The following is a 26271-nucleotide window of genomic DNA, read 5'->3' as shown; positions in this document are numbered from 1 at the left end:
CGCGGATGACTCCGCGCAAAGCCGTCTACACCATTCCGACCGGCGTGCCCTTCGCCGATGCCCTGGCCGCGGGCCTGATCGCGCGCGCCGGCGATCCGCTCACCCTGTCGAAGATGACGGTGCTGCTGCCCAACCGCCGCGCCGCCCGCGCACTGTCGGAAGCCTTCCTGCGCCAGGCCGGTGGAACCGGTGGTGTTCCCGGCGGCGGGCTGCTGTTGCCGCGGCTGCAGCCGATCGGCGAACCCGACGAGGAAGGCCAGTCGATCTCCGAGGCCGGGATCCCCGGGATCGACGCCGCAGAGATTCCGCCGGCGATCGGCGACCTGCGGCGCCGTATGCTGCTGGCGCGCCTCATCCACCATTCGCCGCAGGCGCGGCTCGGCGCCGGCAGCGGCAGCATCGCCTTCGACCAGGCGGTGCGCCTCGCGGCCGAGCTCGCGCGGCTCATCGACCAGGTCGAGACCGAGCGGCTCGATTTCAGCAAGGTGAAGGATCTCGCACCGGCGGACTCCGTCTATTGGCAACTGACGGTGCAATTCCTCGATCTGGTGCAGTTGAACTGGCCGACGATCCTGAAAGAAGAGGGCGTGCTCGACCCGCCGACCCGGCGCAACACTCTTCTCGAACGGCAATGCGCGCTCTGGCGCGAGCGGCCGCCGCAGGACCCGGTGATCGCCGCCGGTTCGACCGGCTCGGTTCCCGCCAGCGCCGACTTGATCGCGCTGGTCGCCGGCCTGCCGCAGGGCATGGTCGTGCTGCCCGGCCTCGACCGCGAGGCCGACGCCGCGACCTGGAAAGAAATCGCCGAGGACCAGAGCCATCCGCAATTCGGCCTGCACCAGCTGCTGAACCGCCTGGAGACCGAACCGAAGGACGTCGCCGTCTGGCCGAGCGACGGCTTCACCGGCGCGCCGCCCTTGCGCGCGCGCATCGTCGCCGACTCGCTGCTGCCGGCCCCGGTGACGGAGAGCTGGGACAAGCGCGCGAGACAGACTCTTGCCGCCGGCGGAGAGCAGGTCGTCGAGCAGGCCTGGCGCGATGTCGCCCGCATCGACTGCGCGACCGAGCAGGAGGAGGCCGGCGTCATCGCGCTGCTGCTTCGCGAAGCGGTCGAACGTCCGGCGCCGGAACGCGCCGCCCTGGTGACGCCGGATCGCGGCCTGGCGCGGCGCGTGAAGGCGGAACTCCTGCGCTGGGGCATCGCGATCGACGATTCGGCAGGCGAGGCGCTGCGCCTGACGCCGCCCGCCGCCTTCTTCCTGCTGATCGCCGAGGCCGCCGCCGCGGAATGGGCGCCGGTGCCGCTGCTCAGCCTGCTGAAACACCCGCTCGCCTCGGGCGGCATGCCGACGCCCGAGTTTCGCCAGCGGGTGCGCGCCCTCGAACGCGCCATCCTGCGTGGGCCGCGCCCGAAGCCGGGGCTCGGCGGGTTGCGCGACACGCTCGAGAGCGCGCGCAAGGCCAGCACGCGCGAATCCGAGCGCGATGCCCTGCGCGCGGCGCAATATTTCGTCGAGAAGCTGATCGAAATGACCGCCACCTTCGACGATCTCGACGGCCCATGCCCGATTGCCGAACGGCTGGAAGCCCAGGTGCGCGTCGCCGAGGCCCTTGCGTCCACCGAATCAGCATCCGGCGTCGCGCGTCTCTGGGCCGGGGAAGACGGCGAGGCGCTGGCCGATTTCGTCCAGGACCTGCTGCTCGCAGCCCGCGACATGCCGCCGTTCGACGGCGCGGGCTATGCGGCCCTGCTGCCGGAACTGATGGAAGGCATCGCCGTCCGGCCGCGCTACGGCCTGCACCCGCGCCTCTTCATCTGGGGTCCGCTGGAAGCGCGCCTGCAGCAGGCCGAGTTCGTCGTGCTCGGCGGCCTCAATGAAGGCGTCTGGCCGCCGGAACCGGCGGTCGATTCCTGGCTCAACCGGCCGATGCGCCGCGATTTCGGCCTGCCGGCGCCGGAGCGCCGGATCGGCCTCTCGGCCCATGACTTCCAGCAGGCGATGGGGGCGAAGCAGGTGGTGCTCACCCGCGCGCTCCGCGCCGACGGGCAGCCGACCATTCCCGCGCGCTGGCTGCTGCGCCTCGAAGCCTATCTGAAGCTGCTCGGCATCGATCAGAACCTGATTGCCGCCTCCGGCCAGTCGGCGCCGGTCTGGCGCGGCTGGCGCCAGCGCCTCGACCGCGCCGAGATGGTGCAGCCGATCCAGCGGCCGAGGCCGACGCCGGGCGCGAAGCGGCGGCCCGCCGGCCTCTCGGTGACGCAGATCGAGACCTGGATGCGCGACCCTTACGCGATCTATGCGCGGCATATCCTGGGCCTGAAGCCGCTCGACCCGATCGACCAGGATCCGGATTTCTCCGACCTCGGCACCATCGTGCATCAGGCCTTGCATCGCTTCGTCTCGGAATTCCCCGACGCTCTTTCACCCGAGGCCGAGGCGCGGCTGATCGAGATCGGCCGCGCGGAGTTCAAGCCCTATGAGTCGAAACCCGCGGTCATGGCTTTCTGGTGGCCGCGTTTCGAAAAGATCGCCCGCTGGTTCATCGCCAAGGAAATCGAGCGCCGGCCGGGTCTCGACGAGAGCCGCACCGAACTCGATGGCAGCTTGAAGCTCACCGAGGTGAAGCCGGCCTTCGAGCTCCGCGCGCGGGCCGACCGGATCGACCGCCAGGCCGACGGCGCGCTCGTGGTGATCGACTACAAGACCGGCACGCCGCCGGCCCTGAAGGAGGTGCTGCTCGGCCTGGCGCCGCAATTGGCGCTGGAGGCCGCCATCATCCAGGGCGGCGCCTTCACGGACCTCGCCAAGGGCCCCGTCGCGCGGCTTGAATACTGGCGGCTCTCCGGCGGCGCCACGCCCGGCGAGATCGCCGAAGTGCGCCAGCCGGGACGCGGCGGCGGGCCGGTCGATCCCGACGATCTCGCCGCCGAAGCCCGCGCCGGCCTGGTCGGCCTGCTGCAAGCCTTCGGCCGCGACGGCGCCGCCTATCCGCCGGTGCCACGTGGCGAATACGCGCCACGCTTCAACGACTATGAACATCTCGAGCGGATCCGCGAATGGTCGGTCAACCAGACCGACGAGGAAGCGGGCGACTATGGCTGAGATCGTGACGCTCCGGCCCGCCGGCGCCGATGCCGCCGAACGGGCGACCCGGCTGCAGCGCCGGGCCGCCGATCCCGCGGTCTGCGCCTGGGTCAACGCCTCGGCCGGCTCGGGCAAGACCACGGTTTTGCGCGACCGGGTGCTGCGCCTGCTGCTGGCCAATGCCCGGCCGACCAGCATCCTGTGCCTCACCTTCACCCGCGCCGCCGCGGCGGAGATGGCGAACCGCATCGCCACCCAGCTCCGCGAATGGGCGATCGTCGACCAGGACGTGCTGGTGAGGGATCTCGAGCGCCTGACCGGCGCGCGTCCGCCGGAATCGATGATGGCGCGCGCCCGTGGACTCTTCGCCCGCGTGCTCGACGCGCCGGGCGGCATGCGGATCGAGACCATCCACGCCTTCTGCCAATCCTTGCTGCGCCGCTTCCCGCTCGAAGCCGGGGTCGCGCCGCATTTCCGCCTGATCGAGGAGCGCGATTCCGCCGAGCTCCTGTTCGAGGCTCGGGAATCGATGCTGATTGCCGCCCGAGCTGGGCAATCGATGGCCCTCACGCAGGCGCTGGCCAAGGTCGTCGGCCGCATGCATGAGAGCCGATTGAAGGAGTTGCTCGACAGCTTCATGCAGGAGCGCGACCGGCTCGAGGCCTTGCGCGATCGCATGGACTCGCCGGAATCTCTCCGCCGCGCAATGGCCACCACGCTCGACGTGGGGGTAGACGAGACGCCGGAATCGATCGTCGCCGCGGCCTGCGACGACGGCGCCTGCGACACCGCCGCCTTGCGCCGCGCGATCGAGGAGCTGTCGAACGGCGGGAAGTCCGACCAGGCCCGCGCCGAGGCCCTGCGGACCTGGCTCCACGCCGAGCAGGAGGTGCGCATCCAGGATTTCCACACCTACAAGAACATCTTCTTCACCAAGGAGGGCGAACCGCGCGGGAAGCTCGCCACCAAGGCCGTCGAACAGGCCTGGCCCGGCATCGGCGACGCCTTGCGCGCCGAGGCGGATCGCATCGCCGAGACTCTCGAGCGCTTGCGGCGCGCGGATTGCCTGGCCGACAGCCACGCGCTCGCGGTGCTGGCGCTCGACATCCTGCGCCGCTACACGACGCTCAAGAGCCAGCGGGCCGTGCTCGACTACGACGACCTCATCTTGAAGGCCCGCAACCTGATGCGACGCCAGGGCATCGCGCAATGGGTGCTCTACAAGCTCGACGGCGGCATCGACCACATCCTGGTCGATGAGGCGCAGGACACCAACCACCAGCAATGGGACCTCATCAAGGCGCTGACCGAGGAATTCTTCGCCGGCGAGGGCGCCGCGGGCCAGGACCCGGAGCGCGCGACCCGCACCATCTTCGCGGTCGGTGATCAGAAGCAGTCGATCTTCAGCTTCCAGGGTGCCGAGCCTGAGGAGGCGCGCAAGGTCCGCGACTACTACAAGGACCTGCTGCCCGACGAATCCCGGCGCGACGATCTCCGCCCGCCTTTCCTCGACGTGCCGCTCGATGTCTCATTCCGCTCGACCGGTGCCGTCTTGAAGCTGGTCGATGCGGTGATCGCCGGACCGGGTCGTGAAGGTGTGCTCGATCCCGGGCAGACCTTGACGCACGGGCTCAAACGCATCGGCCAGGCCGGCCTGGTCGAGGTCTGGCCGCGCTGCCGGCCGGTGAAGCTGGGCGATCCCGAACCCTGGGCCGTGCCGCAGGTGACCGCCGGCACCGCTTCGCCGGCGGAGCGCCTCGCCCAGGCGATCGCGGCGAAGATCGCCGCCATGGTCGGCAAGGAGGAGCTGCCCTCGCGCGGCCGTTTGATTCGCGCCGGCGACATCATGGTGCTGGTACGCTCGCGCGATCCCTTCGTCCTGAATCTGGTCCGCGCGCTGAAAGGCCAGGGGATCGCCGTCTCCGGCATCGACCGGCTGCGGCTGCTGGAAGACATCGCCGTCATGGACCTGATGGCCTTCGCCGACTTCCTGTTGATGCCGGAGGACGATCTCAACCTCGCCAGCCTGTTGAAGAGTCCGCTGATCGGTCTCGGCGAGGATGAAGTGATGAATCTCTGCCTCGATCGCGGCAGCCAATCGGTCTGGCAACGCCTCAACGCCATGGCACCGCAGACCCTGTTCTATCGCGAGGCGGCGGACCGGCTCGGCCGTTATCTCGCGCGCGCCGATTTCGATTCCCCCTTCGCGCTGTTCGCCGACCTGCTCGGCGCCGGCGGCGGCAGGAAGCGCATCCATACCCGGCTCGGGCCTGAGGCGGACGAGGCGATCGACGAGTTCCTGAACCTCACCTTGCGCTATGCCGCCGGCAACACGCCCTCGCTGCAGGGCTTCCTGCAATGGATCCGCTCCACCGCCTCGATCGTGAAGCGCGAGCTGGGCGACTCCGCCGCCGACGAGGTTCGCATCATGACCGTGCACGGCGCTAAGGGCCTGCAGGCGCCGATCGTCTTCCTCGCCGACAAGCCGCAATTCGACAACCGCTCGACCGGATTGTTCTGGATCCCCGGCGCGGGCAGCGAGTTGCCGCTCTGGTCGCCGCGCCGGCAGGCCGACGTCGCCTTGACCGCGCGCGCGCGGGCAGAGATGCAGCGGAAGCGCCGCGAAGAATCCAATCGCCTGCTCTATGTGGCGCTGACCCGTGCCGAAGACCGGCTCTATGTCTGCGGCCGCCTCGGACTCCGCGCCGCGCCGGATTGGCACGAACTGGTGGTCGCGGCGATCGCCCAGTTGCCCGGCCACACGGTGCCGCTCGAAAACTGGCCGGCGCCGCCGGGCATCGACACCGCGGAAGGCTGGATCGGCACGGCCTCCCATTATGTCGAGAAGCAGACTGCGGACCCGGAATCGACGTCGGCCAAGTCGAGCCTCCCGGTCGAAGATGCCGCGCTGCCCGCTTGGGCAGCGTCACCGGTCGCCGCCGAGCCCGACCCGCCGCAGCCGCTCGCACCGTCGCGTCCCTCGGAGCCGGAGCCGGCGACGCTCAGCCCGATCGGCAGCGATCAGGGCTATCGCTTCAAGCGCGGCTTGCTGGTGCACCGACTGCTGGAATTGCTGCCCAACGTCGCCGCCGATTCCTGGCCGGCGGCGGCCGAGCGATTCCTGTCGCGCCGCGCCAATGGGCTCAAGCCCGAGCAGGTCGCCGAGATCGGCGGCGAGGTGCTGCGCATCCTGCGGGATCCGGATCTTGCCGCGCTGTTCGGTCCCGATTCGCGGGCCGAGGTGCCGGTGGTGGCGACGCTGTTCGACGCGGCGGGGAAGACCCAGGCTTTGACCGGCCAGATCGACCGCCTGCTGGTGCGGGAACGGGACTGCGTCATCTTGGATTACAAGAGCAACCGCCCGCCGCCCCTGCAGGTGCAGCAGGTCGCCCCGGCTTACTTGCGGCAGCTCAGCGCCTACCGGGCCGCGATCGCGGTGATTTACCCAGGGAAATCAATCGCCTGCAAGATTCTCTGGAGTGCGGTCCCGGTCTTGATGGATATCCCTGCGGCGCTCCTGGATATGCATGCGCCGCGGACCGGCGTCACATCCGCTCGGCTTGACCCGGACGGGGGGCGTCCATAGATTTGTTAACAAGTTTGGGCCGTCCGGTGACGGGACCCATTCGGCGATCAACAAAGGAAACCCGATGAGCACGACCCATGTGAGCGACAGCTCTTTCGACACCGACGTCCTGAAGGCGTCCGGCCCGGTGCTGGTCGATTTCTGGGCGGAGTGGTGCGGCCCCTGCAAGATGATCGCCCCCGCGCTGGAGGAGATCGCGCAGAATCTCGACGGCAAGCTGAAGATCGCCAAGATCAATATCGACCATAATCCGGCGACGCCGAAGAAGTACGGCATCCGCGGCATCCCGACCTTGATGGTGTTCAAGGACGGCCAGGTCGCCGCCACCAAGATCGGCGCGCTGCCGAAGCAGCAGCTGGCCGACTGGATCCACTCGGTGATCTGATCCCTTCAGTGGGACGGCAAAAAGCCCCGCGCTGAAAGGCGCGGGGCTTTTTGTTTCTACTCGCCGAGCGCGACGCGAAAGCCGAAACCGAGATGAGCGTATTCCGAGTCGATCCATTCGCGGGATGCTGAGCGCATGAGCTTTGGCCAGGACTCCCAGGAGCTGCCGCGGAGTGGGTGCTCACTGCAGTCCTCGTTTGCCGAGCCATCCTTGGGAAGCGCGGCAATGGAATCGGTGAGGCAGCCCGCCACAACCTGACGCGCATTACCGAGCATGTCGTAGAGCCCAAACTTGTTCGGTTTGAATTTTCCGACCGGCGACGTGTAGAGGTAGCCGTCGTCGCAATCGACGGCAGGCATGTCGTATTCCCGCTTGGTATGCCGGTCGGAGGCGTTGGCGTAGGTACAGGCCTCGTCGGCATCGTCACCCCAATATCGGCTGGTGGTGGTCTCGGCCCGGGCCGCATACTCCCACTCGGCCTCGCTCGGCAGGCGGTAGGGCTTTCCCGTCGCTTGCGACAGCCATTTCACATAGGCCATGGCGTCTTGCCAGCTCACGCAGACCACCGGATCCCGGTCGGTCTGCGAGAAGGACGGATCCTTCCAGCTGGCCTTGCTCGTTTCTTCCCACTTGCCGTGGCTCACCTCGGCAAAGCAGCGTCGCGCCGGCTTGTAGCCGGTCGCCTGGATGAACTCGGCAAACTGACCGCGCGTCACCGGATACTTCCCGATCGCGAAGGCGCGGATATCGATCTTGGTCTGCGGCCCCTCTTTCTCATCGCGATCATCTTCGCTCTCCGGCGATCCCATCAGGAAGGACCCGGCCGGGATCGACACCATCTCCGGGCAGTCCTTGCACATCGCCACCTTCGCGCCGCCCGCTTCCGGAGCTTTCGCAGCCGGTGCTGGCGCGGGTTCAGTCGCCGGAGCCGGCGCGACGGCGGCGACCTGCGGCTCGGCGGCCCGCGCACCCGGATTGAACTGGAAGGCGCCGGTCAGCGACGACGACTCCCAGGGGATCTGCGTCTTGTCGGTCGCGGCGATCACCTCGACCCGCGCGTCGCGGAAAGCCTCCTCGATCGGAATGCCGGGTTTCTGCATCGCCTTGGACAGCGCCAGGGTGTAGGGGCTGTTCTTGCCGCTGCCGTCGGCGGCGGTGGCGCCGGGCGCGGTCGAATAGGCGATGAAGCTCCCCATCGGGGCATCCATGCGCGCAAGACCCTGATCCGCCGAACGCATGCCGCGTGACAGCGGATTGTTGCGGCAGGCATCGAGGATGATGATGTTGAGCGCGTTGCCGGCGAACTCCATCTGCTTCAGGATGAGATTGGCGTTCACCGCGACCAGATCGGCGTCGGCGGGCTTCTGCAGCCGGGAGCCGAGCGGCAGCAGGTAGTTCTCGCCGGCAAGCTGGATGCCGTGGCCGGCGTAATAAAAGAGACCGACCGCGGTCGGCCCGGCATCGCTCAGCGAGGTGCCGAAATCCTGGATCGCCCGCTTCATCTGGTCGAGGTTCGCGTCCTTGACCATGTTCACCCGAAAGCCGAGCTTCTTGAGCGTGGCCGCCATCAGGTCCGCGTCGTTGGCGGGGTTGGTGAGCTTCGGCAGCTCGCCGTCATATCTGGCATTGCCGATGACCAGCGCCACCCGTGTCTCGGCCAAGGCCGGCGCGGTCATCAGCATCGCGACCAGCATACCCAGCAGCAATCGACGCATGAGCCCATCCCCGAAATCGTGCGCGTTCAAGTGCACCGCAGGTTGATCGATGCCGGCGGCTATTGGCCGATTGCCACGCGGAAGCCCATGTGGAATCCGGCTTCGCCGCTTTGGATGATCTGCCGGTCCGCCATGCGCATGACGCTGGGGATCGACTCCCAGGAGCTGCCGCGCAGCGGATGCGCATCGCAGTTCTTTGTGCCGGCCGATCCGTCGGTCGGAAGATCCGAGATCGAATCGGTGATGCAGCCCGCCACCATCTGCTTCAGGTTGCCGAGCATGTCGTTGAGGCCGAACTTGTTCGGCTTGAAGCTGCCGACCGGCGCCGTGTAGACGAAGCCGTCGTCGCAATCGACCACGTTCCAGCCGGAGAATTTCCGTTTCGCCGCCTTGTCGGCGGCGTTCGCGTAATCGCAGGCGTCGTCCGCGTCGTCGCCCCAGAAGCGGCTGGTGGTGGTGCCGGCGCGCCCGGCATATTCCCATTCGGCCTCGCTGGGCAGGCGATAGGGCTGGCCGGTGGTCTGCGCGAGCCAATTCGCATAGGCATTGGCATCATCCCAGCTGACGCAGGCGACCGGATGCTTGTCGGTCTGGCTGTAACCGGGATTCTTCCAGTTGGCATTGTCGGTGTATTTCAAGCCGTTGCTGGTCATCTCCGCTTCGCATCGATCGGCGGGCTTGTATCCGGTCGCGGCAATGAACTCGCCGAACTGGCCGCGGGTGATGAGGTTCTTGCTCATCGAGAAGGCGCGAACGCTGATCTTGGTCTGAGGCCCCTCGTTATCCTGTCTTTCATCCTCGCTGTCCGGTGAACCCATCATGAAGGAACCGGCCGGAATCGAAACCATCTCGGGACAATCCGTGCACTTCGCAGCCTTGCCGTTCGGTGCCGCCGGCGTCTTCGCGGCCGGTGCCGGGGGCGCTGGCGTGGGTGCTGTCGCCGGTGCCGGAGCCGGCGCAGCCGCCGCAACCTGCGGCTCGGCGGTTTTCGGTCCCGGGTTGAACTGGAACGCGCCGGTCAGCGAGGAGGATTCCCAGGGGATCTGCTCCTTGTTGGTCGTCTGCAGCACTTCGACCCGCGCGTCGCGGAACGCTTCTTCAATCGCGATGCCGGGCTTCTGGATCGCCTTGGCGAGGGCGGCGGTATAGGGGCTGTTATTGCCCTTGCCGTCGGCCGCGGTCTGCCCGGGCGCGGTAGAATAGGCGATGAAGGTGCCGATCGGCGCATCCATCTTGGCAAGGCCAGTGCTGGCCGAGCGCATGCCGCGCGAGAGCGGGTTGTTGCGGCAGGCATCGAGTATGATGATGTTCAATCCGTTGCCGGCGAAGTTCATCTGCTTCAGGACCATGTCCGCGGAGAGGGCCTTGAGGTCGGCGTCCGCGGCCCGCTGAATGTCAGCTCCGAGCGGAATGAGGTAGTTCACGCCCTCCACCTGGATGCCGTGGCCGGCGTAGAAGAACAATCCCACCGCCTGCGGGCCCGCTCCGGCGAGCAGCCCGCTGAAATCGGAAAGCGCCTGTCGCATGTCGTCAAGATCGGCGTTGCGCACCTCGACCACCTTGAAGCCGAGCTTCCGCAAGGTCGCGGTCATCAGCGACGCGTCATTCGCCGGGTTGGCGAGCTTCGGGAGCTCGCCCCTGTAATCGGAGTTCCCGATCACAAGTGCGATCCGTGGCTCCGCCAGCGCCGGCACGGCCAGGACCATCACCGCAAGCACCGCAAGCAGAAGACGCCGCATGGAAACCTCCCAGAGATGGCGGAAATCCTAATGGATTCCGCCCCCGCGTAGAAGTGCGCCGCCTCACATATTGATGTCGTGGTTGTCGGGAATGATCCCCGCTACGCGGTCTGCCGCCCGATCTCTTCCTTGCGCCGCGCCACATAGGCGTCGAGCGCTTCGGCGATGGCGGGATCGAGAGCCGGCTGCTCGTAGCTTTTGAGCAGCTCCTTCCAGATTGCATTGGCGCGTTCGGTGCCGGACTTGGCGCCGCTGTCCTGCCAGTTCTCGAAATTGCGCCAGTCGGACAGCATCGGCTCGTAGAAGGCGCGCTCGAACCTTGCGAGGGTATGGCCGGTGCCGAAGAAATGCCCGCCCGGCCCGACCTCTCGGATGGCCTCGAGGCCGAGGCTGTCTTCGTCGATCTGCAGCGGGTTCAGGAATTCCCGCATCAACTGCAGCATCTCGGCATCGAGGATCAGTTTTTCAAAAGAGGCCGTGAGCCCGCCTTCCAGCCAGCCCGCCGCATGCTCGATGAGATTGACGCCGCCCATGATCGTGCCCCAGAGCGACATGCCGCCTTCGTAAGCCGCCTGCACATCGACGCAGTTCGAAGCCGTCACGTTGGAGGAGCGGAACGGGATCTGGTAGCGCCGCGCCAATTGCCCCGAGGCGAGCGCCGCCTTGGCATATTCCGGCGTGCCGAAGGCCGGCGAGCCGGTGCGCATATCGACGTTCGAGGTGAAGCCGCCGTAGAGCACCGGCACGCCCGGCGCATAGATCTGCGCCAGCGCGATCAGGGCCAAAGCCTCGGCATTCTGCTGCACGAGAGCGCCGGCGATGGTGACCGGGCTCATGGCGCCGGCGAGCGTGAAGGGTGTCATCGCCACCGGCTGCCCGGCCTTCGCCATGGAGGCGAGGCCCTCGCCCATCGGGATGTCGAGCCGAAGCGGCGAGTTGGAATTGACCACGGTCAAGGTCACCGGGCTGGCGCGCAATTCCGCGCGCGTCTTGCCCATGGCGATCGCCGCCATCTCGATCGCATCCTCGACCCGATAGCCGCCGAGCGCCCAGCATTGCCAGGTCTTGTCGGTGAGCGCGATCGCCGCGCGGTAAAAGTCGAGATGCCGCGTCTCGGCCGGCAGATCGGTCGGCTCGATCGGGCAGCCGCCTTCCTGGTGGATCACGTTGAGCCGATGCACCAGGCGGATGTAGTCGCACATGTCCTGGTAGTTGCCGGCGCGCCGGCCGCGGTCGCAGTCGCTGGCAAAGGCCGGGCCGCCGGTCGCGGCGAAGATCACATGCGGCCCGCCGACCCGAACGTTGTGGATGGGGTTGCGCGCCTCCAGGGTGAACTCGGCCGGCGCCTTGGCGACCAAGCTCTCGATCAGCTCCGGCGCGAAGCGGACCCGCTGGTTGGTCTCGTCGACCTCGGCGCCGGCGGACCGCAGTACGCGGCGGCTCTCTTCATGCAGCACCTCCATCCCGACCTCCTGGAGGAGGCGCAAGGAGGCGCGGTGGATGGATTCAAGCTCGTCGGCGGAGAGCAGCTGGATCGGCGGATAGCGGTTCTCGACCCGGGCAAAGGGCAGCTGGCGGATGCCCTTGACCGGCACCCGGCGCTCCTTGCGCCGCACTGACTCGCGGGCGCCCCGTTCTCCGCTCATCCCACGCTCCCTCGGTCCGGCGATCTTCCAAGCTGTATACAGCTTGCGGCAGGGTGTCAATTGGTGAGCAAGGCGGCGAGGCGCGGGGTCGGGGTCGGTGCTTGGGAGACCGGCTGCCGGAGATAGGGCAGGAATTGGCTCGCATTGACGCCGAGCCCGAGCGGCTCGGTCTTGTTGCGCGGCATATGGCCGAAGCCGGCGATGATGCCGATCAGCGCCGGCTGGTTGGCGCCGTCCAGCAGGATGATGCCGCCGCCGCTGTCGCCCACCCGGAAGACGCAGTCGAGCTGCAGCCAGCTGTCGTCGGGAAAGAGGCCGAGCTCCTGCTGCGACAGCAGCCGGCATTTCTCATGCACCCGGAGCTCGTCATAGGGGCCGCTGCCATAGCCGGCAGTCACCAGCCGGTTGCCGGAATCGATCATGTGCAGCATGCCGTCGATGGTGAGGTTGGCGACGGTGATCGGCTGCACGGCGGTCACCGGCGGGCTGATCTGCAGCACCACCCAGTCCTTCGACACATCCTCGTTGCGGAGCTTGCCGCCGCGCAAGACGGCGCCCTGGCCGAGGAAGGCGACGCCGCGCGAAGGCGGCAGCGCCTGCAGCCCACCGAGGTTCGGCCGAAACACCAGGTCGCTCGGCGAAGCCGGGCGTTTGGCGGTGTTCAGGAACAGGCAATGCGAGGCGGTGACCACGATGTCGCGCGCCACCAGCACACCGGAGCAATGCACGTCGGCGGTGCTGGTCGCCACCTGGCCGATCGCGGCCTGCCAGGACAGGCCCGCGCGCGGCTGCAGCTGCGGTCCGCGCGGCCCCTCGGTGCCGCAGCCGGTGAGCAGCAGCAGGGCCAGCAGGCCTAACCCGGCGGCAATCCGCGCCGCAGCGTGTCGCATCATGTCATCCTTCGCGATTCGCCCTATGGGTTCGCTGGGAAAATACCAGTTTGGCCATGACAAGGGCATTGCTTCGTGCAACGCCGCCCCCAGATTTCCGAGTGATGACGGGGGGCCGGAACTGGGCTAGAAGCAGCCCACCGGTGGATAAGCGGGAGAAAGAGGCCTTGAGCGCGATGAAACTGCTGCGCAAGAGCGGCGTCCTGGCGGCGATCGACACGGCGGACCTGGAAGCGGCGGCGGCGCAAGCCGGTCGCCTCGGACCCTCGGTCGCCGGCATCAAGCTCGGCCTGGAGTTTTACATGGCTCATGGCGCGCCGGGCTATCGCCGCATCGCCGCCATCGTCGCCGCCCAGAAGGAGGGCGCCAGCGGACCGGCGCCGATCTTCCTCGACTTGAAGTTCCACGACATCCCGAACACGGTCGCGGGCGCGGTGCGTTCTGTCGCACCACTGGAGCCGCTGATCCTCAACGTCCATGCCGCGGGCGGCAAGACCATGATGCGTGCCGCGCGCGACGCCGCAGCGGAGAGTGCGGACAAGCTCAACCTGCGCCGGCCGAAGGTGATCGCCGTGACCGTGCTCACCAGCCTCGACGACGTCGATCTGCGCCGCGTCGGCCAGTCGGTGCCGGCGAAGGATCAGGTGCTGCGCCTGGCCGAGCTCGCCAAGGAAAGCGATCTCGACGGCGTGGTCTGCTCGCCGCAGGAGATCGCGCCGTTGCGCGAGCGCCTCGGCAACGATTTCCTGCTGGTGACGCCGGGTATCCGTCCGGAATGGTCGGCCGCCGGTGACCAGAAGCGCGTCATGACGCCGGCCGAGGCCGCAAGGGCCGGTGCCGATTACCTGGTGATCGGCCGGCCGATCACCGCCGACCAGGATCCCGCCGGCGCCGCCGGAAGGATCGTGGCGGAAATCGACGCCGCCTAAGTCTCTATGATCGTCGAGCCCAAGCGCGAGATCCTGCTCGGACCGCTGCTGCGCGCCGGCTTCCGGCGCAGCTGGGATGCGCGCGATCACTTCCTGCGTCTGGCGGTCGTGCCGCTGGCGGCCATGCTCTGCATCCTGGTGCCGCTGCAGCAGGTGATGCTCGAGGCGATGGCCGCCGCGCAGCCCAACCAGATCCCGGAAGACGGCGGCGCGATGCCGCTGATCGCGCTGCTCGCCGTGGCCTATGCCGCGACCCTGGCGGTCTTCTCGGTGAACTGGCTGCGCCAGCTGACGCTGGGCATGGATGCGGCACCCGGGATCGGCCTTTCCCTGAACGGCCGGCATCTCCGCTTCTTCCTGCTGTTCCTCTCGACCTCGATCGGCAGCGGCTTCGTCGCCCTCATTCTCATGCTGCTCCTCGCCGGCTTCGGCATGCCGGGCGTGATGGCGGCGCTGCTCGCCAGCCTGCTGATCTGGGCGGCGCTGGTCGTCCGCATCTCGCCGAGCTGGATCGGCATCGCGCTCGATGCGCCGATGCCGCTCAAGACCGCCTGGAAGCGCACCGCCGGCCAGGGCTTCAAGCTGCTGATCGCGCTCATCGCCGTCGAAGTGCCGTTGATGGTGGTGGAGCAGCTGATCGAGAGCCTCTTCGCCGCGACTCTCCTGATCCAATACGCGCCGCTGACCTTCACCCTCATCACCGCCGTGCTGCAGCTGGTCGGCATCGCCATCCAGCTCGCGATCCTGGTCACCGCCTTTCCCTATTTCCTGCGCGAGACGGTGTGATCGTGATACCGGCCAAAATCTGCGGCCTGAAGACCGCGGAAACCGTGGCCGCCGCCGTCGCGCACGGCGCCGCCTTCATCGGCTTCAACTTCTTCAGGAAGAGCCCGCGCTATGTCGAGCCGGAACAGGCCGGCTTGCTCGGTCGCGCCGTTCCCTCCCATGTGCTGAAGACCGGGCTCCTGGTCGATGATGACGACACGCGGATCGCCGCGATCCTCGCCGCGGCACCGCTCGACCTGCTGCAGCTTCACGGCAGCGAGACGCCGGAACGGGTCGCCGCCATCAAGGCGAAGTTCGGCTTGGCCGTGATGAAGGTGATCAAGGTCCGCGACGCCGCCGACATCGCCCGCGCCGCTGCGTATCAGACCGTGGCCGACCGCCTGCTGTTCGACGCCCAGCCGCCCGCCGACATGAAGAACGCGCTCCCCGGCGGCAATGCGGTCAGCTTCGACTGGACCCTGCTCCAGGGCTTCCGCTCGCCGCTGCCCTGGATGCTCTCGGGCGGCCTCACCCCCGGGAACCTGGCTGAGGCGGTGCGGCGGAGCGGGGCGCCGGCGGTCGATGTCGCCTCCGGGGTCGAGGATCGGCCCGGAGAGAAGAATGTCAGCAAGATCAAAGACTTCCTGGCGGTCGCCCAGTCGCTGTGAGGCGGGTTGGCCTTTGACCTTTCCTTTGGTCTATGGTTGATTGCGCCCCTTTCGCTAGACCGGTCACCAGAAGCCCGTGAACAAACCCAATACATTCCGCGCCGGCCCCGATGAACACGGCCGCTTTGGCATTTTCGGCGGACGTTTCGTCGCCGAAACCCTGATGCCGCTGATCCTCGCCGTCGAGAAGGCCTATGACGAAGCCAAGGCCGACCCGAAATTCGCCGAGGAGATGGCGTATCAGCGCAAGCATTACATCGGCCGGCCGAGCCCGCTCTATTTCGCCCAGCGCCTGACTGAGGAACTGGGCGGTGCGCGCATCTACCTGAAGCGCGAGGAGCTCAATCACACCGGCTCCCACAAGGTGAACAACTGCATCGGCCAGATCCTGCTGGCCAAGCGCATGGGCAAGACCCGGATCATCGCCGAGACCGGCGCCGGCCAGCATGGCGTGGCGACGGCGACGGTCGCGGCGCTCTTCAACCTGCCCTGCACCGTCTATATGGGCGAGGTCGATATCGCCCGGCAGCAGCCCAACGTCTTCCGCATGAAGCTGCTCGGCGCCGAGGTCGTGCCGGTGAAGTCCGGCACCCGGACGCTCAAGGATGCGATGAACGAGGCGCTGCGCGACTGGGTCGCCAACGTCGAGAACACCTTCTACATCATCGGCACCGTCGCCGGCCCGCATCCCTATCCCGCCATGGTGCGCGACTTCCAGAGCGTCATCGGCGAGGAAGCGAAGCAGCAGCACCACGAGGCGGAAGGCCGCCTGCCGGATGCGCTGGTCGCCTGCATCGGCGGCGGTTCCAACGCGATGGGGCTGTTCCATCCCTTCCTCGACGACACCTCGGTCGAGATCTACGGCGTCGAGGCCGCGGGCGACGGCGTCGAGACCGGCCGCCACGCCGCCTCGATCACCGGCGGCCGCCCCGGCGTGCTGCACGGCAACCGCACCTATCTCCTGCAGGATGCCGACGGCCAGATCGCCGACGCGCATTCGATCTCGGCCGGCTTGGACTATCCCGGCATCGGCCCGGAGCATTCCTGGCTGCACGATATCGGCCGCGCCAACTACGTCTCGGCGACCGACACCGAGGCACTGGAGGCCTTCCAGCTGCTCTCGAAGCTCGAAGGCATCATCCCGGCGCTCGAGCCGGCGCATGCGCTGGCCTATGTGAAGAAGCTCGCGCCCAAGCTCGGAAAGAACAAGACCGTGATCGTCAATTTGAGCGGCCGCGGCGACAAGGATATCTTCGCCGTCGCGGAAAGGCTCGGGACCAAGCTATGACCACCCGCATCGAACGCCGCTTCGCCGAGTTGAAGGCGGAAGGCCGCGCCGGCCTCGTCGTCTTCGTGACCGCGGGCGACCCCGATTACGCCACCGCGCTCGACCTGGTGAAGGCTTTGCCCGCCGCCGGCGCCGACGTGATCGAGCTCGGCATGCCCTTCACCGATCCGATGGCCGACGGCCCGGCGATCCAGGCCTCGTCCTTGCGCGCGCTGAAGAGCGGCATGACCTTGAAGAAGACGCTCGCCTTCGTCACCGAATTCCGCGCTGCCGAGAAGAACACGCCGATCGTCCTCATGGGCTACTACAACCCGATCTATTCCTACGGCGTGGAGGCGTTTCTCAAGGACGCGCTGAAGGCGGGCGTCGATGGCCTGATCATCGTCGACCTGCCGCCGGAAGAGGACGAGGAGCTCTGCCTCCCCGCGCTCAAGGCCGGCTTGAACTTCATCCGCCTGGCGACGCCGACCACCGACGACCAGCGCCTGCCGACGGTGCTGCAGAACACCTCGGGCTTCGTCTACTACGTCTCGATCCTGGGCATCACCGGCACCAAGTCGGCGAGCCATGTCGACGTCGCCAAGGCGGTGCAGCGTTTGAAGCGCCACACCGATCTCCCGGTTGCCGTCGGCTTCGGCATCAAGACCGCCGACCAGGCGCGCGCCGTGGCCGAGCAGGCCGATGCCTCCGTCGTCGGCTCCGCGATCGTCCAACGCATCGCGGATTCGCTCGACGCGGGCGGCAAGCCGAAGCCGGCCTTGAAGGAGCATGTGCTGGAACTGGTGCGCGATCTTAGCCGTGGCGTGCGTGCGGCGGCGAAGCAGCGGAGCGCCGTGGCATGAGCTGGCTCACCAATTTCGTCCGCCCCAAGATCCGTGCGCTGGTCAAGAAGCCGGACACGCCGGACAATCTCTGGGACAAATGCCCGTCCTGCGGCCAGATGATCTTCCACCGCGAGCTGGAAGCGAATCAGCGGGTCTGCACCCATTGCGGCCATCACTTGCGGATCGGCGTGAAGCGCCGGCTCGAGCTCATGTTCGACGACGGCCAATATGAGCGCGCCGAGCTGCCGAAGGTCGAGGCGGATCCGCTGAGGTTCCGCGACCGCAAGCGCTACACCGACCGGGTGAAAGAGGCGCAGTCCAAGACCGGCGAGCAGGACGCGATCATCGTCGGCTCCGGTACCATCCTCGGCGTGCCCGTCGTGGTCGCCGCCTTCAATTTCGAATTCATGGGCGGCTCCATGGGCATGGGCGTCGGTGAGGGCCTGGTGAAGGCGGCCGACCTCGCGGTCGAGAAGCGCGCCGCCATGATCGCGATCCCGGCCTCGGGTGGTGCCCGCATGCAGGAGGGTATCTTCTCGCTGATGCAGATGCCGCGCAGCGTGATCGCGGTCGATCGCGTGAAAGAGGCGGGCCTGCCCTTCATCGTCCTCCTGACCGACCCGACCACCGGCGGTGTCTCCGCATCCTTCGCGATGCTGGGCGACATCCATGTGGCGGAGCCGGGCGCGCTGATCGGCTTCGCCGGCCAGCGGGTGATCGAGGAGACGATCCGCGAGAAGCTGCCGGAAGGCTTCCAGCGCGCCGAATACCTCTTGGAGCACGGCATCGTCGATCTGGTGGTGCCGCGCAAGGAGCTGCGCGAGCAGCTCGCCCGTCTGATCGGCCTCTTGACCAAGCGTGAAGCGGCTTAACTTTTAGCGATAACGACCGTGAACAAGATCGCGTCGGTGAACGCGTCGACCCAAGGATCCAGCAGCTCCAGCGACATCGTGCTGGAGCGGCTGAACAAGCTGCATCCCAAGCTCATCGATCTCGAGCTCGGCCGCGTGCAGCGCCTGCTGGACCGGGTCGGCAATCCGGAAAAGAAGCTGCCGCCGGTGATCCATGTCGCCGGCACCAACGGCAAGGGCTCGGTAATCGCCTACTTGCGCGCCTTCCTCGAAGCCGCCGGCTACAAGGTCCATGTCTATACCTCGCCGCATCTGGTGCGCTTCAACGAGCGGATCCGCCTCGCAGGCTCGCTGATCGAGGAGCCGGCGCTGATCGAGCTGCTGGAGGAATGCGAGCAGGCCAATGGCGGCCAGCAGATCACCTTCTTCGAGATCACCACGGCCGCGGCCTATCTCGCCTTCTCCCGCAATCCGGCCGATGTCGTGCTGCTGGAAACCGGTCTCGGCGGCACCTATGACGCGACCAATGTGATCGACCGGCCCCTCGCATCCGTGCTGATGCCGATCTCCATGGACCATATGCAGTTCCTCGGCGACACGCTCGAGAAGATCGCCGCCAACAAGGCCGGCATCATCAAGCAGGGCCGCCCGGCGATCGTCGGCCGCCAGCCGCCGGAGGCGCTGGCGGTCTTCGAGGCGAAGGCCAAGGAGCTCGGCGCGCCGCTCTATCGCTACGGGAGGGAGTGGTTCGTCGACGGGCTCTTGAAGGACTCGCTCCGCTTCCTCGACACCCGCGGCCCGCGTCGCTATCCGCCGCCGGGCCTCTTGGGCTCACATCAATTTGCCAATGCCGGGACCGCGATCGCCGCGACCCGTTGGCTGGAGGGTTTCAAAATCGACGACGGTGCCATCGCGCAGGGTCTGCGCAATGTCCAATGGCCGGCGCGCATGCAGCGCCTGACGCATGGGCCGCTGGTGGAAATGCTGCCGCCGGACTGGGAGCTCTGGCTCGACGGCGGCCACAACGAGGATGCCGGCCAGGTGATCGCCAACATGATCCGCGACTGGCAGGACCAGGACCGCAAGCGCGGCGCCGATCTTCGCGCCCATGCGATCTTCGGCATGCTCTCGACCAAGGACCCGGTCGCCTTCCTGAAGCCCCTTGCGCCTTTGCTCGAGGACTTGAACGCCGTCGCCATCTCCGGCGACCATGCCAGCCTCTCCGCGGAGGACTGCGTGAAAGCCGGCACCGAAGTCGGTCTGATCTCCAGCGCCTTCCCCTCGGTCGAAGCCGCCTTGCGCTCGGTGGTGGACTCCCACGATGAAGGCCCGGCCTGCCGCGTCCTGATCTGCGGCTCTCTCTACCTCGCCGGCACCGTGCTGGCGGAGAACGGCTGAGCATTTAAGTCCGTCATGGCCGGGCATGACCCGGCCATCTCTCTCTGCAGACGGCACTGGTCAGAAGTTCTGCGCCTCGACCGCCTTCTCGCGGCGGAACAGATGCTTCGGCCATTCGAACACCACGTCGAGGCCGATCCGCCGCAGTACCAGCGCCATCACGATCGGCAGGAACAGGCCGGCCGTGGTGCAGGCGAGGAAGATCGGCCAGAACTCGTTCCAGCCGAACAGCTTCACCAGCACCTGCCGCGTCAGCGACGAGAACACGACATGGGCGCAGTAGATCTCCAGCGAGAAGGTGCCGAACAGGTTCAACAGCCAGTTGACCACCGGCACATGCACCAGGAAGCGTGAGATCTGCAGGCAGGCGAGCACGCCGATGATCGAGGCCGGGATCGCGACCAGCTGGTATTTCGAGAAGCCCAGCGCATCGGTGATCAGCACCGGCACGGCGATCGCCAGCGCGATCAGCACGCAGCCGACCACCGGCCCGAACGGGAATCCCTTCGCCCGCAGGATCCGGTTGAAGCCGATGCCGAACAGGAAGAACAGGAAGAGATAGGGCAGGCGCCGGATCTCCTCCGCATCGAAGAAGGGGATGATCGCCAGCAGCAATATCGAGATCGCGAAGGTGGTCTTCAGGCCGCGCTTCAGCAGGAAATAGACCGCGACGTAATAGATGAACAGCGACTGCAGGAACCAGAGATGCGAGCCCGGCATGAACACCGTCAGCAGCACGTCGTTCAAGCTTCGGCTGTCGAACTCCGAGGGCTTCACGAACCAGTAGATCGAATAGACATGGGCCCAGACGAGATAGGGCCAGACCACGCGCTGGGTCTTGCCGGTGAAATAGGCCTTGGGGCCCTTGCGCAGCGAGTATTCGACGAACAGGCCGGCCACGAACATCATCAGCGGCATGCGGATCATGTCGCCGACCGGGGTCCAGAAATCGAACAGGCCTTCGGGTGTCAGCCCCGCATTGTTCATCGCCTGCAGGATGTGGAAGGTGACGACCGAGACCTCTGCCATGCCGCGGGCCATGTCGATCCAGGCGGTGCGCGACGGGGCCGCCGTCGCCTTGGGCAAAGGACCCTGTTTCTCCGCCGCAGCCGTGCTGACCATCCGATGCTCCACCCGCAATGCGAGGGAGAATGCAGTGTTGCACTGCGGCAGACAAGGTTAATCCCAATCATCAAATCGTCATCCCCGGGCTTGACCCGGGGATCTGGCTCCACGCGGAGCGAGATGCCCGGGTCAAGCCCGGGCATGACGTTTTAGGGCTTCAGCGGATACAGGAACTGGTTCCAGTAGCCGTCCGGCACCGGATGGCCGCCCACGCCGTAGCCCGTCGGCCAGGCCTTGCCCGGCAGGTGATGGGTGCCGAACAGCTTGTCGAGCAGCGGGAAGTGGACGGCGAAATTGACGTCGATCGCTTCCTGCTCGATGCCGTGATGCCAGTGGTGGAATTGCGGCGTGGCGATTACATGCTTCAGCGGGCCGAAGTCGAAACGTACATTGGCATGCAGCAAGGTCGAGTGCAGGAAGACGTATAGGATATACGCCTTGAGCGCGGTCTCCTCGAAACCCAGGGCATACATCGGGATGACGGTGAAGCCGCGCAAGGCCACGATCTCGAACAGATGCATGCGCGAACCCGCCATCCAGTCCATCGCCTGGGCCGAGTGGTGCACCGCGTGGAATCTCCACAGGAACGGGATCTGGTGGAACAAGCGGTGCACCCAGTATTGCACCAGGTCGGTCAGGAACATGATCTCGAGGAACTGCAGCCACACGGGCTGGCTCGCCATCAGCGCGCGCAGCTCGGTCCATTGCGTGTTGGCGACCACGGTCAGCGCCGGCTTCAGCGAGAGATAGGTCAGCGACTGCACCAGCAGCGAGTTGACCAGGAAATAGAAGAGATCGGCGCGCCAGTCCTGGCGGAAGATCGATTGCTCGCTCAGGCGGCCGAAGATCCGCTCCAGCGGAATGAAGATGATGCCGAGGAAGGCGAGGTTCATCAGGAACCAGTCGAGCCCGAAATAGACTCCGGTATCCAGCACGTCGCTGGTTTCCGCCTTGGAGCCGCCGAGCAGGGTGGCGACCAGGATGCCGGTCACCGCGGTGAAGCCCATGATCTTCTGCCGGCGCAAGGCGAGGTTCAGCACCGCCAGCAGGAAGCCCAGGATCAGCACGACGTGCAACGCCAGGCGCACCAGCCCGACATCGAGCTGCTCCCTGAGCATCGGCGTGGTCAGCAGGTTCGGATAGCGGATGCAGAGCACGGTGATCAGGCCCGCCAGTGAGCAGGCGAGCGCCAGCACGCCGCTGATCCAGCCGCTGCCGAATTTCCGATCCTCGCGCTCCGACTGAAGGTCGGCGCGCAAAGCCTGCCTGAGCTTACCCATGAATCATCCCCCGAAGGATCGCATCCGGCGCCTAAGTCGCGCGCCCGGCGATCACGGTTCAGATGTTACCGCAAAATGAACGCCGGCCGCGACGGCGATCCGACCGATCGGTGATGCCGGTCACGCCGGATCAGTTGACCCGGCTGCCAATCCGTTCGAGGTCGGGCGAGTAGTAGATGAGGTAGGGACGGGCCTGGAAACTGGCGCGCGGCACCGCACCCATTTCCGGCATGCGGCTGTCGTTGGAATTGTCCCGGTTGTCGCCCATCATGAAATAGGCGTCGGCCGGCACCTGGAACGGACCGACCTCGTCCAGGAACGAGGCGTCGTCCCGCTCCAGGATCAGGTAGCTGGCGCCGTCCGGCAGCATCTCGCGATACTGCATCAGCGTTCCGAAGGTTTCATCCGTAACGTCGCCTTCGGGCTTGCGCTCGACCTCTGCGCCGTTGATCCAGAGCCGTCCGGCCTTCATCTGGATCGTGTCGCCCGGCAGGCCGATCACGCGCTTGGTGTAGTCGTCGCCGCGCGGCGTCCGGAAGATGGCGATCTCGCCGCGTTCCGGCGCGTGATCCTGGTAGTAGCCGCGCCAGGCGAAGAAGCGATCGCCGACCTGGAGATTGGGCAGCATGCTGCGGGCGGGCATGTTATAGGGCGTGCTGGTAATGCCGATGAAACCGAAGACGATCAGCATCAGCAGACCGAGGATGGCCAGCGGGTAGACGACCCAGTCGCGGCGCGGTTCCGAACGCATGGGGTCGGCTACTTCCGCACCACCACCAGGCAGTCGTGCTTCATCTGCTTGATGACCTCGCATTTGGCCGAAGCGGCGGCCTTGTCGGCGAAGGGTCCGGCCTGGATGCGGTGATAGATGCCCTTGGTGCCGAGGTCGACCGATTCCACGGTCAGCACCAGGCCATCGAGCTGCCCGCCCAACGCCTTCTGCAGCCGGCTCCATTCGGGCGTCGCCTCGTCGGCATTCTTCACCGCCGCCAATTGGATGCGGATGCCGGGAATGACCTCCCCGACCTTTCCGATCACGCCCTCGCTCTGCGCCGGCGCCGCGATCAGCGGCGTTCCGGCCGCGCGCCAGGATTGGACCATGCCTTCGGCCTGCTGCCGCTCGGCCGGCGACAGGCGCTTGGCGATGACGTCGCGATTGGCCTCGGAGACGGTCTTCAGCTGCGCCTTGGGATCGGCGCCCTGGGCGGCGAGCGAGAACCAGCGATAGGCCTCGATGTTGTTGACCGGCACGCCCAGCCCCTTGGCGTAGATGATGCCGAGCCGCGCCTGGGCCTGGGCATAGCCCTGCTCGGCCGATGCGGTCATCCATTTCAGCGACTGTTGCATGTCGCCGCCATGGCCGCCGAAATAGATCTCGCCCAACAGGTATTCGGCAGTCGGGCTGCCCTGGTCGGCCAGGGGCTGCAATTCCTGGATGGCCTTGTCGTATTCGCCGGCCTGCATGAACTGGCGGGCCTCGTCCTCGCCGGCGGTGGCGAGAGGCGCGGCGCTCATCAGGCCCGCACCCAATCCGGCGACCACGGCCATCCATGCCGTGCCGCGTTGCAGGGTCAGGCGCATCGACAAGCTCCCACGATGGTGCGACTCAAGGGCCCGCAGCATAGTCGAGCCGTCCGAGTCGGGGCCAGAGTCGAGATCACAAAAGCGGCAAGGGCTGCGTCGGGGCTTTTGCGCCGTCGCGCCTCGGCGATAATGCCTTTCTTCTTTCCGATCCTTCCTTCCCCCGATCATCCGAAAACGAGGAGGCCCCGATGACCGAGCTCAAAGCCTATCTCCGTTCTCCTGCCCGCCGTGAGGTGCTGACCGGCTTTGCCGGACTCTCGCTCGCCGCCTTGCTCGCCGATCCGGTCCGTGTGGCGCAGGCCGCCGCGGGATTGCAAACCGTCACGGTGAAGACGCCGAGCGGCCGTTCGGTCTCGGCGGCCTTGGCGCTGCCGGCGACGGTTCCCGCCGGCGGCGTGATGATCATCCACGAATGGTGGGGCTTGAACGACCAGATCAAGGCAGTCGCGTCCGAGCTGGCCGCCAACGGCTTCGTCGGCCTCGCCATCGATCTCTACGACGGCAAGGTCGCGACCGATCCCGACGGCGCCAAGGCGGCGATGGGCGCGGTCAAGGACGAGGAGGCGACCGAGACCACGAACACCTGGATCGATTATCTCTATGGCATGAAAGAGGTGAACGGGAAGGTCGCGACCCTCGGCTTCTGCTTCGGCGGCGGCTGGTCGTTGAACGCCTCGATCGCCCATCCGGTCGATGCGACGGTGATCTACTACGGCCGGGTCGACAAGCCGGCGGCCGAGCTCCGCAAGCTCAAAGGCCCGGTGCTCGGCCAGTTCGGCAAGCAGGACACTTTCATCAACCCGGAGATGGTCAAGGCCTTCGGCGGGAACATGAAGGAGGCGAACAAGCCGCATGACATCTACAGCTACGACGCCAACCACGCCTTCGCCAACCCGACCGGCCAGAACTACGACAAGGAAGACGCGCGCTTGGCCTGGGACCGGACGATCGACTTCCTGAAACGCAATATCGGGTAGCCAGTGTCTGCTTGAAAGGCCTCAAGCTGCGGCAAGACCCTCACCCCAGCCCTCTCCCTACGGGAGAGGGAGATTTTGTGAAGGCTCATGCCGCAGCGTCCCCTCGCCCGTAGGGAGAGGGACAGGGTGAGGGTCTTGAAGCTGCGTCCGATGGTGCAAGCGTAAGCTCGTACTCACCCGGCCTGCGTCGCTGGCTTGAGCTGCGCCGCATCCTTGCCCGGCCGCGCGATCAGCAGCGAGATCACCGCGGCGACCAGGCCGGTGAAGCCGGCGATCACGAAGGCCTGCACGTAGTTGCCCTGCCAGGAATGCATCCAGCCGGCGAAGGCGGCCGCCGCCTCGGCGCCGATCTGGTGGCCGGCGGCGACCCAGCCGAAGATGATCGGGGAATCGGCGGTGCCGAAATTCTCCTGGATCAGCTTCAGCGTCGGCGGCACGGTCGCGATCCAGTCGAGGCCGTAGAAGACCGCGAAGATCGCCAGCTCATAGAAGCCGAAGTCGGAATACGGCAGGTAGATCAGCGAGAGGCCGCGCAGGCCGTAATACATGAACAGTAGCTTCCGCGGGTCGAAGCGATCGGTGAGCCAGCCCGACGCCGTGGTGCCGATCAGGTCGAAGATGCCCATGGTCACCATCAGCCCCGCCGCCTGCACCTCGATGATGCCGTGATCGCCGCAGAAGGCGATCAGATGCGTGCCGACCAGCCCGTTGGTGGTGAAGCCGCAGACGAAGAAGGTGGCGAACAGATACCAGAAGGCGCGGGTCTTCATCGCGCGCGCCAAGGTGCCCAGCGACAGCGCCACCAGGTTGCGGCGATCCGGTGCCGGATCGGCTTCTTCCGGCGTCGCGCCATAGCGGCGCAGCCCCAGATCCGACGGCCATTCCGGCAGCAGGAAATAGACCACCGGAATCATCAGCGCGGTGCAGGCCGCGACGGTGAGGACCAGCGGTTGCCAGCCACCCTGTTCCTGGATCCAGGCGAGGCCGGGGATGAAGACCAGCGTCCCGCTCGCCGTGCTCGCCGTCATGATGCCCATGATCAAGCCGCGATGCGTGGTGAACCAGCGCGCCACGATGGTCGCCGCCAGCACCAGCGCGACGCTGCCGGAGGCGACGCCGGACAACAGGCCCCAGAGCAGAATCAACTGCCAGGCCTGGGTCATGAAATAGCTGGCGCCGACCGAGAGCGACATCAGCGCCAAGGCGATCGTGATGACGCGGCGGATGCCGAAGCGCTGCATCAGCGCCGCGGCGAAGGGCCCCATCAGGCCGTAGCAAAGGATACCGAGGCTGGCCGAGAAGGAGATCGTCGCGCGGTCCCAGCCGAAAGCCCGCTCCAGCGGCTGGATCAGCACACTCGGCGCGCCGCGCTGCCCGGCCGCGACCAGCAGGGCGAGGAACACCACGCCCACCACCACGAACGCATAGTTCTTCCCAAACGGCGCGCGACGCACTATCTTCAGCATGTGACTAACCGGTACGTATCTAAAGGGACGCCTATATACGTACCGGTCCGTACGGGTGTCAATAAAAGT

General features: G+C 66.7%; 20 protein-coding genes. 11 read left to right on the top strand and 9 right to left on the bottom strand.

The genetic code is table 11. The features are described from left to right. Positions 1–5: 5 nt before the first annotated feature. The 3 genes from addB to trxA all read left to right on the top strand — a co-directional run bounded on the left by addB (position 6) and on the right by trxA (position 7057). On the top strand, positions 6–3104 hold the full coding sequence (gene addB / locus ACYQ4T_RS25885; protein WP_459859520.1) for a double-strand break repair protein AddB: 3099 nt from the start codon (positions 6–8) through the stop codon (positions 3102–3104). After that, positions 3097–6672, top strand: coding sequence for a double-strand break repair helicase AddA (gene addA, locus ACYQ4T_RS25880; protein ID WP_459859519.1), 3576 nt, complete (start codon positions 3097–3099; stop codon positions 6670–6672). The genes addB and addA overlap by 8 nt, the downstream gene beginning before the upstream one ends. A 64-nt stretch (positions 6673–6736) precedes the next feature. Beyond that, on the top strand, positions 6737–7057 hold the full coding sequence (trxA, locus tag ACYQ4T_RS25875; protein WP_028098708.1) for a thioredoxin TrxA: 321 nt from the start codon (positions 6737–6739) through the stop codon (positions 7055–7057). Positions 7058–7113: 56 nt separating this feature from the next. Here the strand turns inward: trxA and ACYQ4T_RS25870 are convergent, their stop codons facing one another. From ACYQ4T_RS25870 to ACYQ4T_RS25855, 4 genes are all read right to left on the bottom strand, one after another. Beyond that, positions 7114–8772 carry an SUMF1/EgtB/PvdO family nonheme iron enzyme gene (locus ACYQ4T_RS25870; protein WP_459859518.1) on the bottom strand — a complete coding sequence of 553 codons (1659 nt, stop codon included), beginning with the start codon at positions 8770–8772 and terminating at the stop codon, positions 7114–7116. A 59-nt stretch (positions 8773–8831) separates the two neighbouring features. Beyond that, entirely contained in the window at positions 8832–10511 is a 1680-nt protein-coding gene (locus ACYQ4T_RS25865) for an SUMF1/EgtB/PvdO family nonheme iron enzyme (RefSeq protein WP_459859517.1), read from the bottom strand. A 101-nt stretch (positions 10512–10612) separates the two neighbouring features. After that, entirely contained in the window at positions 10613–12157 is a 1545-nt protein-coding gene (locus ACYQ4T_RS25860) for a trimethylamine methyltransferase family protein (protein ID WP_459859516.1), read from the bottom strand. Between the two features lie 56 nt (positions 12158–12213). Continuing rightward, positions 12214–13050 (bottom strand): trypsin-like serine peptidase, encoded by an 837-nt coding sequence (locus ACYQ4T_RS25855; RefSeq protein WP_459859515.1) that lies wholly within the window; start codon positions 13048–13050, stop codon positions 12214–12216. Positions 13051–13223: 173 nt separating this feature from the next. Between ACYQ4T_RS25855 and pyrF the strand changes: the two genes are divergently transcribed. The 7 genes from pyrF (at position 13224) to ACYQ4T_RS25820 (ending at position 19770) form a co-directional block, all read left to right on the top strand. Further along, complete coding sequence (gene pyrF / locus ACYQ4T_RS25850) at positions 13224–13976, top strand: orotidine-5'-phosphate decarboxylase (protein ID WP_459859698.1); 753 nt, start codon at positions 13224–13226, stop codon at positions 13974–13976. Positions 13977–13982: 6 nt separating this feature from the next. Beyond that, positions 13983–14762: a hypothetical protein gene (locus ACYQ4T_RS25845; RefSeq protein WP_459859514.1), complete on the top strand. Its 780-nt coding sequence runs from the start codon at positions 13983–13985 to the stop codon at positions 14760–14762. Positions 14763–14764: 2 nt separating this feature from the next. Further along, a complete protein-coding gene (locus ACYQ4T_RS25840) occupies positions 14765–15409 on the top strand; it encodes a phosphoribosylanthranilate isomerase (RefSeq protein ID WP_459859513.1) in 645 nt (214 codons plus the stop codon). Between the two features lie 76 nt (positions 15410–15485). Then, a complete protein-coding gene (gene trpB / locus ACYQ4T_RS25835; protein WP_459859512.1) occupies positions 15486–16697 on the top strand; it encodes a tryptophan synthase subunit beta in 1212 nt (403 codons plus the stop codon). Continuing rightward, positions 16694–17539 carry a tryptophan synthase subunit alpha gene (gene trpA / locus ACYQ4T_RS25830; RefSeq protein ID WP_459859511.1) on the top strand — a complete coding sequence of 282 codons (846 nt, stop codon included), beginning with the start codon at positions 16694–16696 and terminating at the stop codon, positions 17537–17539. The genes trpB and trpA overlap by 4 nt, the downstream gene beginning before the upstream one ends. Beyond that, positions 17536–18393 (top strand): acetyl-CoA carboxylase, carboxyltransferase subunit beta, encoded by an 858-nt coding sequence (gene accD / locus ACYQ4T_RS25825; RefSeq protein ID WP_459859510.1) that lies wholly within the window; start codon positions 17536–17538, stop codon positions 18391–18393. Before trpA ends, accD begins: the two co-directional genes overlap by 4 nt. Before the next feature lie 18 nt (positions 18394–18411). Continuing rightward, positions 18412–19770, top strand: coding sequence for a bifunctional folylpolyglutamate synthase/dihydrofolate synthase (locus ACYQ4T_RS25820; RefSeq protein WP_459859509.1), 1359 nt, complete (start codon positions 18412–18414; stop codon positions 19768–19770). A 60-nt stretch (positions 19771–19830) separates the two neighbouring features. Here ACYQ4T_RS25820 and ACYQ4T_RS25815 read toward each other — a convergent pair whose 3' ends face one another. The 4 genes from ACYQ4T_RS25815 to ACYQ4T_RS25800 form a co-directional block, all read right to left on the bottom strand. Further along, complete coding sequence (locus ACYQ4T_RS25815) at positions 19831–20892, bottom strand: acyltransferase family protein (RefSeq protein WP_459859508.1); 1062 nt, start codon at positions 20890–20892, stop codon at positions 19831–19833. Between the two features lie 152 nt (positions 20893–21044). Then, positions 21045–22175, bottom strand: a complete 1131-nt coding sequence (locus tag ACYQ4T_RS25810; protein WP_459859507.1) for a sterol desaturase family protein — start codon at positions 22173–22175, stop codon at positions 21045–21047. A 130-nt stretch (positions 22176–22305) separates the two neighbouring features. Continuing rightward, positions 22306–22926 (bottom strand): signal peptidase I, encoded by a 621-nt coding sequence (gene lepB, locus ACYQ4T_RS25805; RefSeq protein WP_459859506.1) that lies wholly within the window; start codon positions 22924–22926, stop codon positions 22306–22308. An 8-nt stretch (positions 22927–22934) separates the two neighbouring features. After that, on the bottom strand, positions 22935–23756 hold the full coding sequence (locus tag ACYQ4T_RS25800) for an SPOR domain-containing protein (RefSeq protein ID WP_459859505.1): 822 nt from the start codon (positions 23754–23756) through the stop codon (positions 22935–22937). Positions 23757–23947: 191 nt separating this feature from the next. Here ACYQ4T_RS25800 and ACYQ4T_RS25795 point away from each other — a divergent pair, with 191 nt between their 5' ends. Then, the gene (locus ACYQ4T_RS25795; RefSeq protein ID WP_459859504.1) at positions 23948–24736 is read left to right on the top strand and encodes a dienelactone hydrolase family protein; all 789 of its coding nucleotides are present in this window, start codon (positions 23948–23950) and stop codon (positions 24734–24736) included. Between the two features lie 173 nt (positions 24737–24909). Here ACYQ4T_RS25795 and ACYQ4T_RS25790 read toward each other — a convergent pair whose 3' ends face one another. Next, positions 24910–26202 (bottom strand): MFS transporter, encoded by a 1293-nt coding sequence (locus ACYQ4T_RS25790; protein ID WP_459859503.1) that lies wholly within the window; start codon positions 26200–26202, stop codon positions 24910–24912. Positions 26203–26271: the final 69 nt, after the last annotated feature.

Source organism: Dongia sp. agr-C8, assembly GCF_054658695.1.
The sequence above is the reverse complement of the archived record's forward strand: the minus strand, read 5'-3'. Positions and strand labels throughout refer to the sequence as shown.

What these genes read in the sequence shown, in the direction of transcription:
- ACYQ4T_RS25800 (WP_459859505.1), bottom strand. Translation starts at nt 23,756, where the DNA reads ATGCGCCTGACCCTGCAACGCGGCACGGCATGGATGGCCGTGGTCGCC.
- ACYQ4T_RS25845 (WP_459859514.1), top strand. Translation starts at nt 13,983, where the DNA reads ATGATCGTCGAGCCCAAGCGCGAGATCCTGCTCGGACCGCTGCTGCGC.
- ACYQ4T_RS25860 (WP_459859516.1), bottom strand. Translation starts at nt 12,157, where the DNA reads ATGAGCGGAGAACGGGGCGCCCGCGAGTCAGTGCGGCGCAAGGAGCGC.
- ACYQ4T_RS25815 (WP_459859508.1), bottom strand. Translation starts at nt 20,892, where the DNA reads ATGGTCAGCACGGCTGCGGCGGAGAAACAGGGTCCTTTGCCCAAGGCG.
- trxA (WP_028098708.1), top strand. Translation starts at nt 6,737, where the DNA reads ATGAGCACGACCCATGTGAGCGACAGCTCTTTCGACACCGACGTCCTG.
- accD (WP_459859510.1), top strand. Translation starts at nt 17,536, where the DNA reads ATGAGCTGGCTCACCAATTTCGTCCGCCCCAAGATCCGTGCGCTGGTC.
- trpA (WP_459859511.1), top strand. Translation starts at nt 16,694, where the DNA reads ATGACCACCCGCATCGAACGCCGCTTCGCCGAGTTGAAGGCGGAAGGC.
- ACYQ4T_RS25855 (WP_459859515.1), bottom strand. Translation starts at nt 13,050, where the DNA reads ATGATGCGACACGCTGCGGCGCGGATTGCCGCCGGGTTAGGCCTGCTG.
- pyrF (WP_459859698.1), top strand. Translation starts at nt 13,224, where the DNA reads ATGAAACTGCTGCGCAAGAGCGGCGTCCTGGCGGCGATCGACACGGCG.
- ACYQ4T_RS25870 (WP_459859518.1), bottom strand. Translation starts at nt 8,772, where the DNA reads ATGCGTCGATTGCTGCTGGGTATGCTGGTCGCGATGCTGATGACCGCG.
- lepB (WP_459859506.1), bottom strand. Translation starts at nt 22,926, where the DNA reads ATGCGTTCGGAACCGCGCCGCGACTGGGTCGTCTACCCGCTGGCCATC.
- ACYQ4T_RS25810 (WP_459859507.1), bottom strand. Translation starts at nt 22,175, where the DNA reads ATGGGTAAGCTCAGGCAGGCTTTGCGCGCCGACCTTCAGTCGGAGCGC.
- addB (WP_459859520.1), top strand. Translation starts at nt 6, where the DNA reads ATGACTCCGCGCAAAGCCGTCTACACCATTCCGACCGGCGTGCCCTTC.
- ACYQ4T_RS25865 (WP_459859517.1), bottom strand. Translation starts at nt 10,511, where the DNA reads ATGCGGCGTCTTCTGCTTGCGGTGCTTGCGGTGATGGTCCTGGCCGTG.
- ACYQ4T_RS25790 (WP_459859503.1), bottom strand. Translation starts at nt 26,202, where the DNA reads ATGCTGAAGATAGTGCGTCGCGCGCCGTTTGGGAAGAACTATGCGTTC.
- addA (WP_459859519.1), top strand. Translation starts at nt 3,097, where the DNA reads ATGGCTGAGATCGTGACGCTCCGGCCCGCCGGCGCCGATGCCGCCGAA.
- ACYQ4T_RS25795 (WP_459859504.1), top strand. Translation starts at nt 23,948, where the DNA reads ATGACCGAGCTCAAAGCCTATCTCCGTTCTCCTGCCCGCCGTGAGGTG.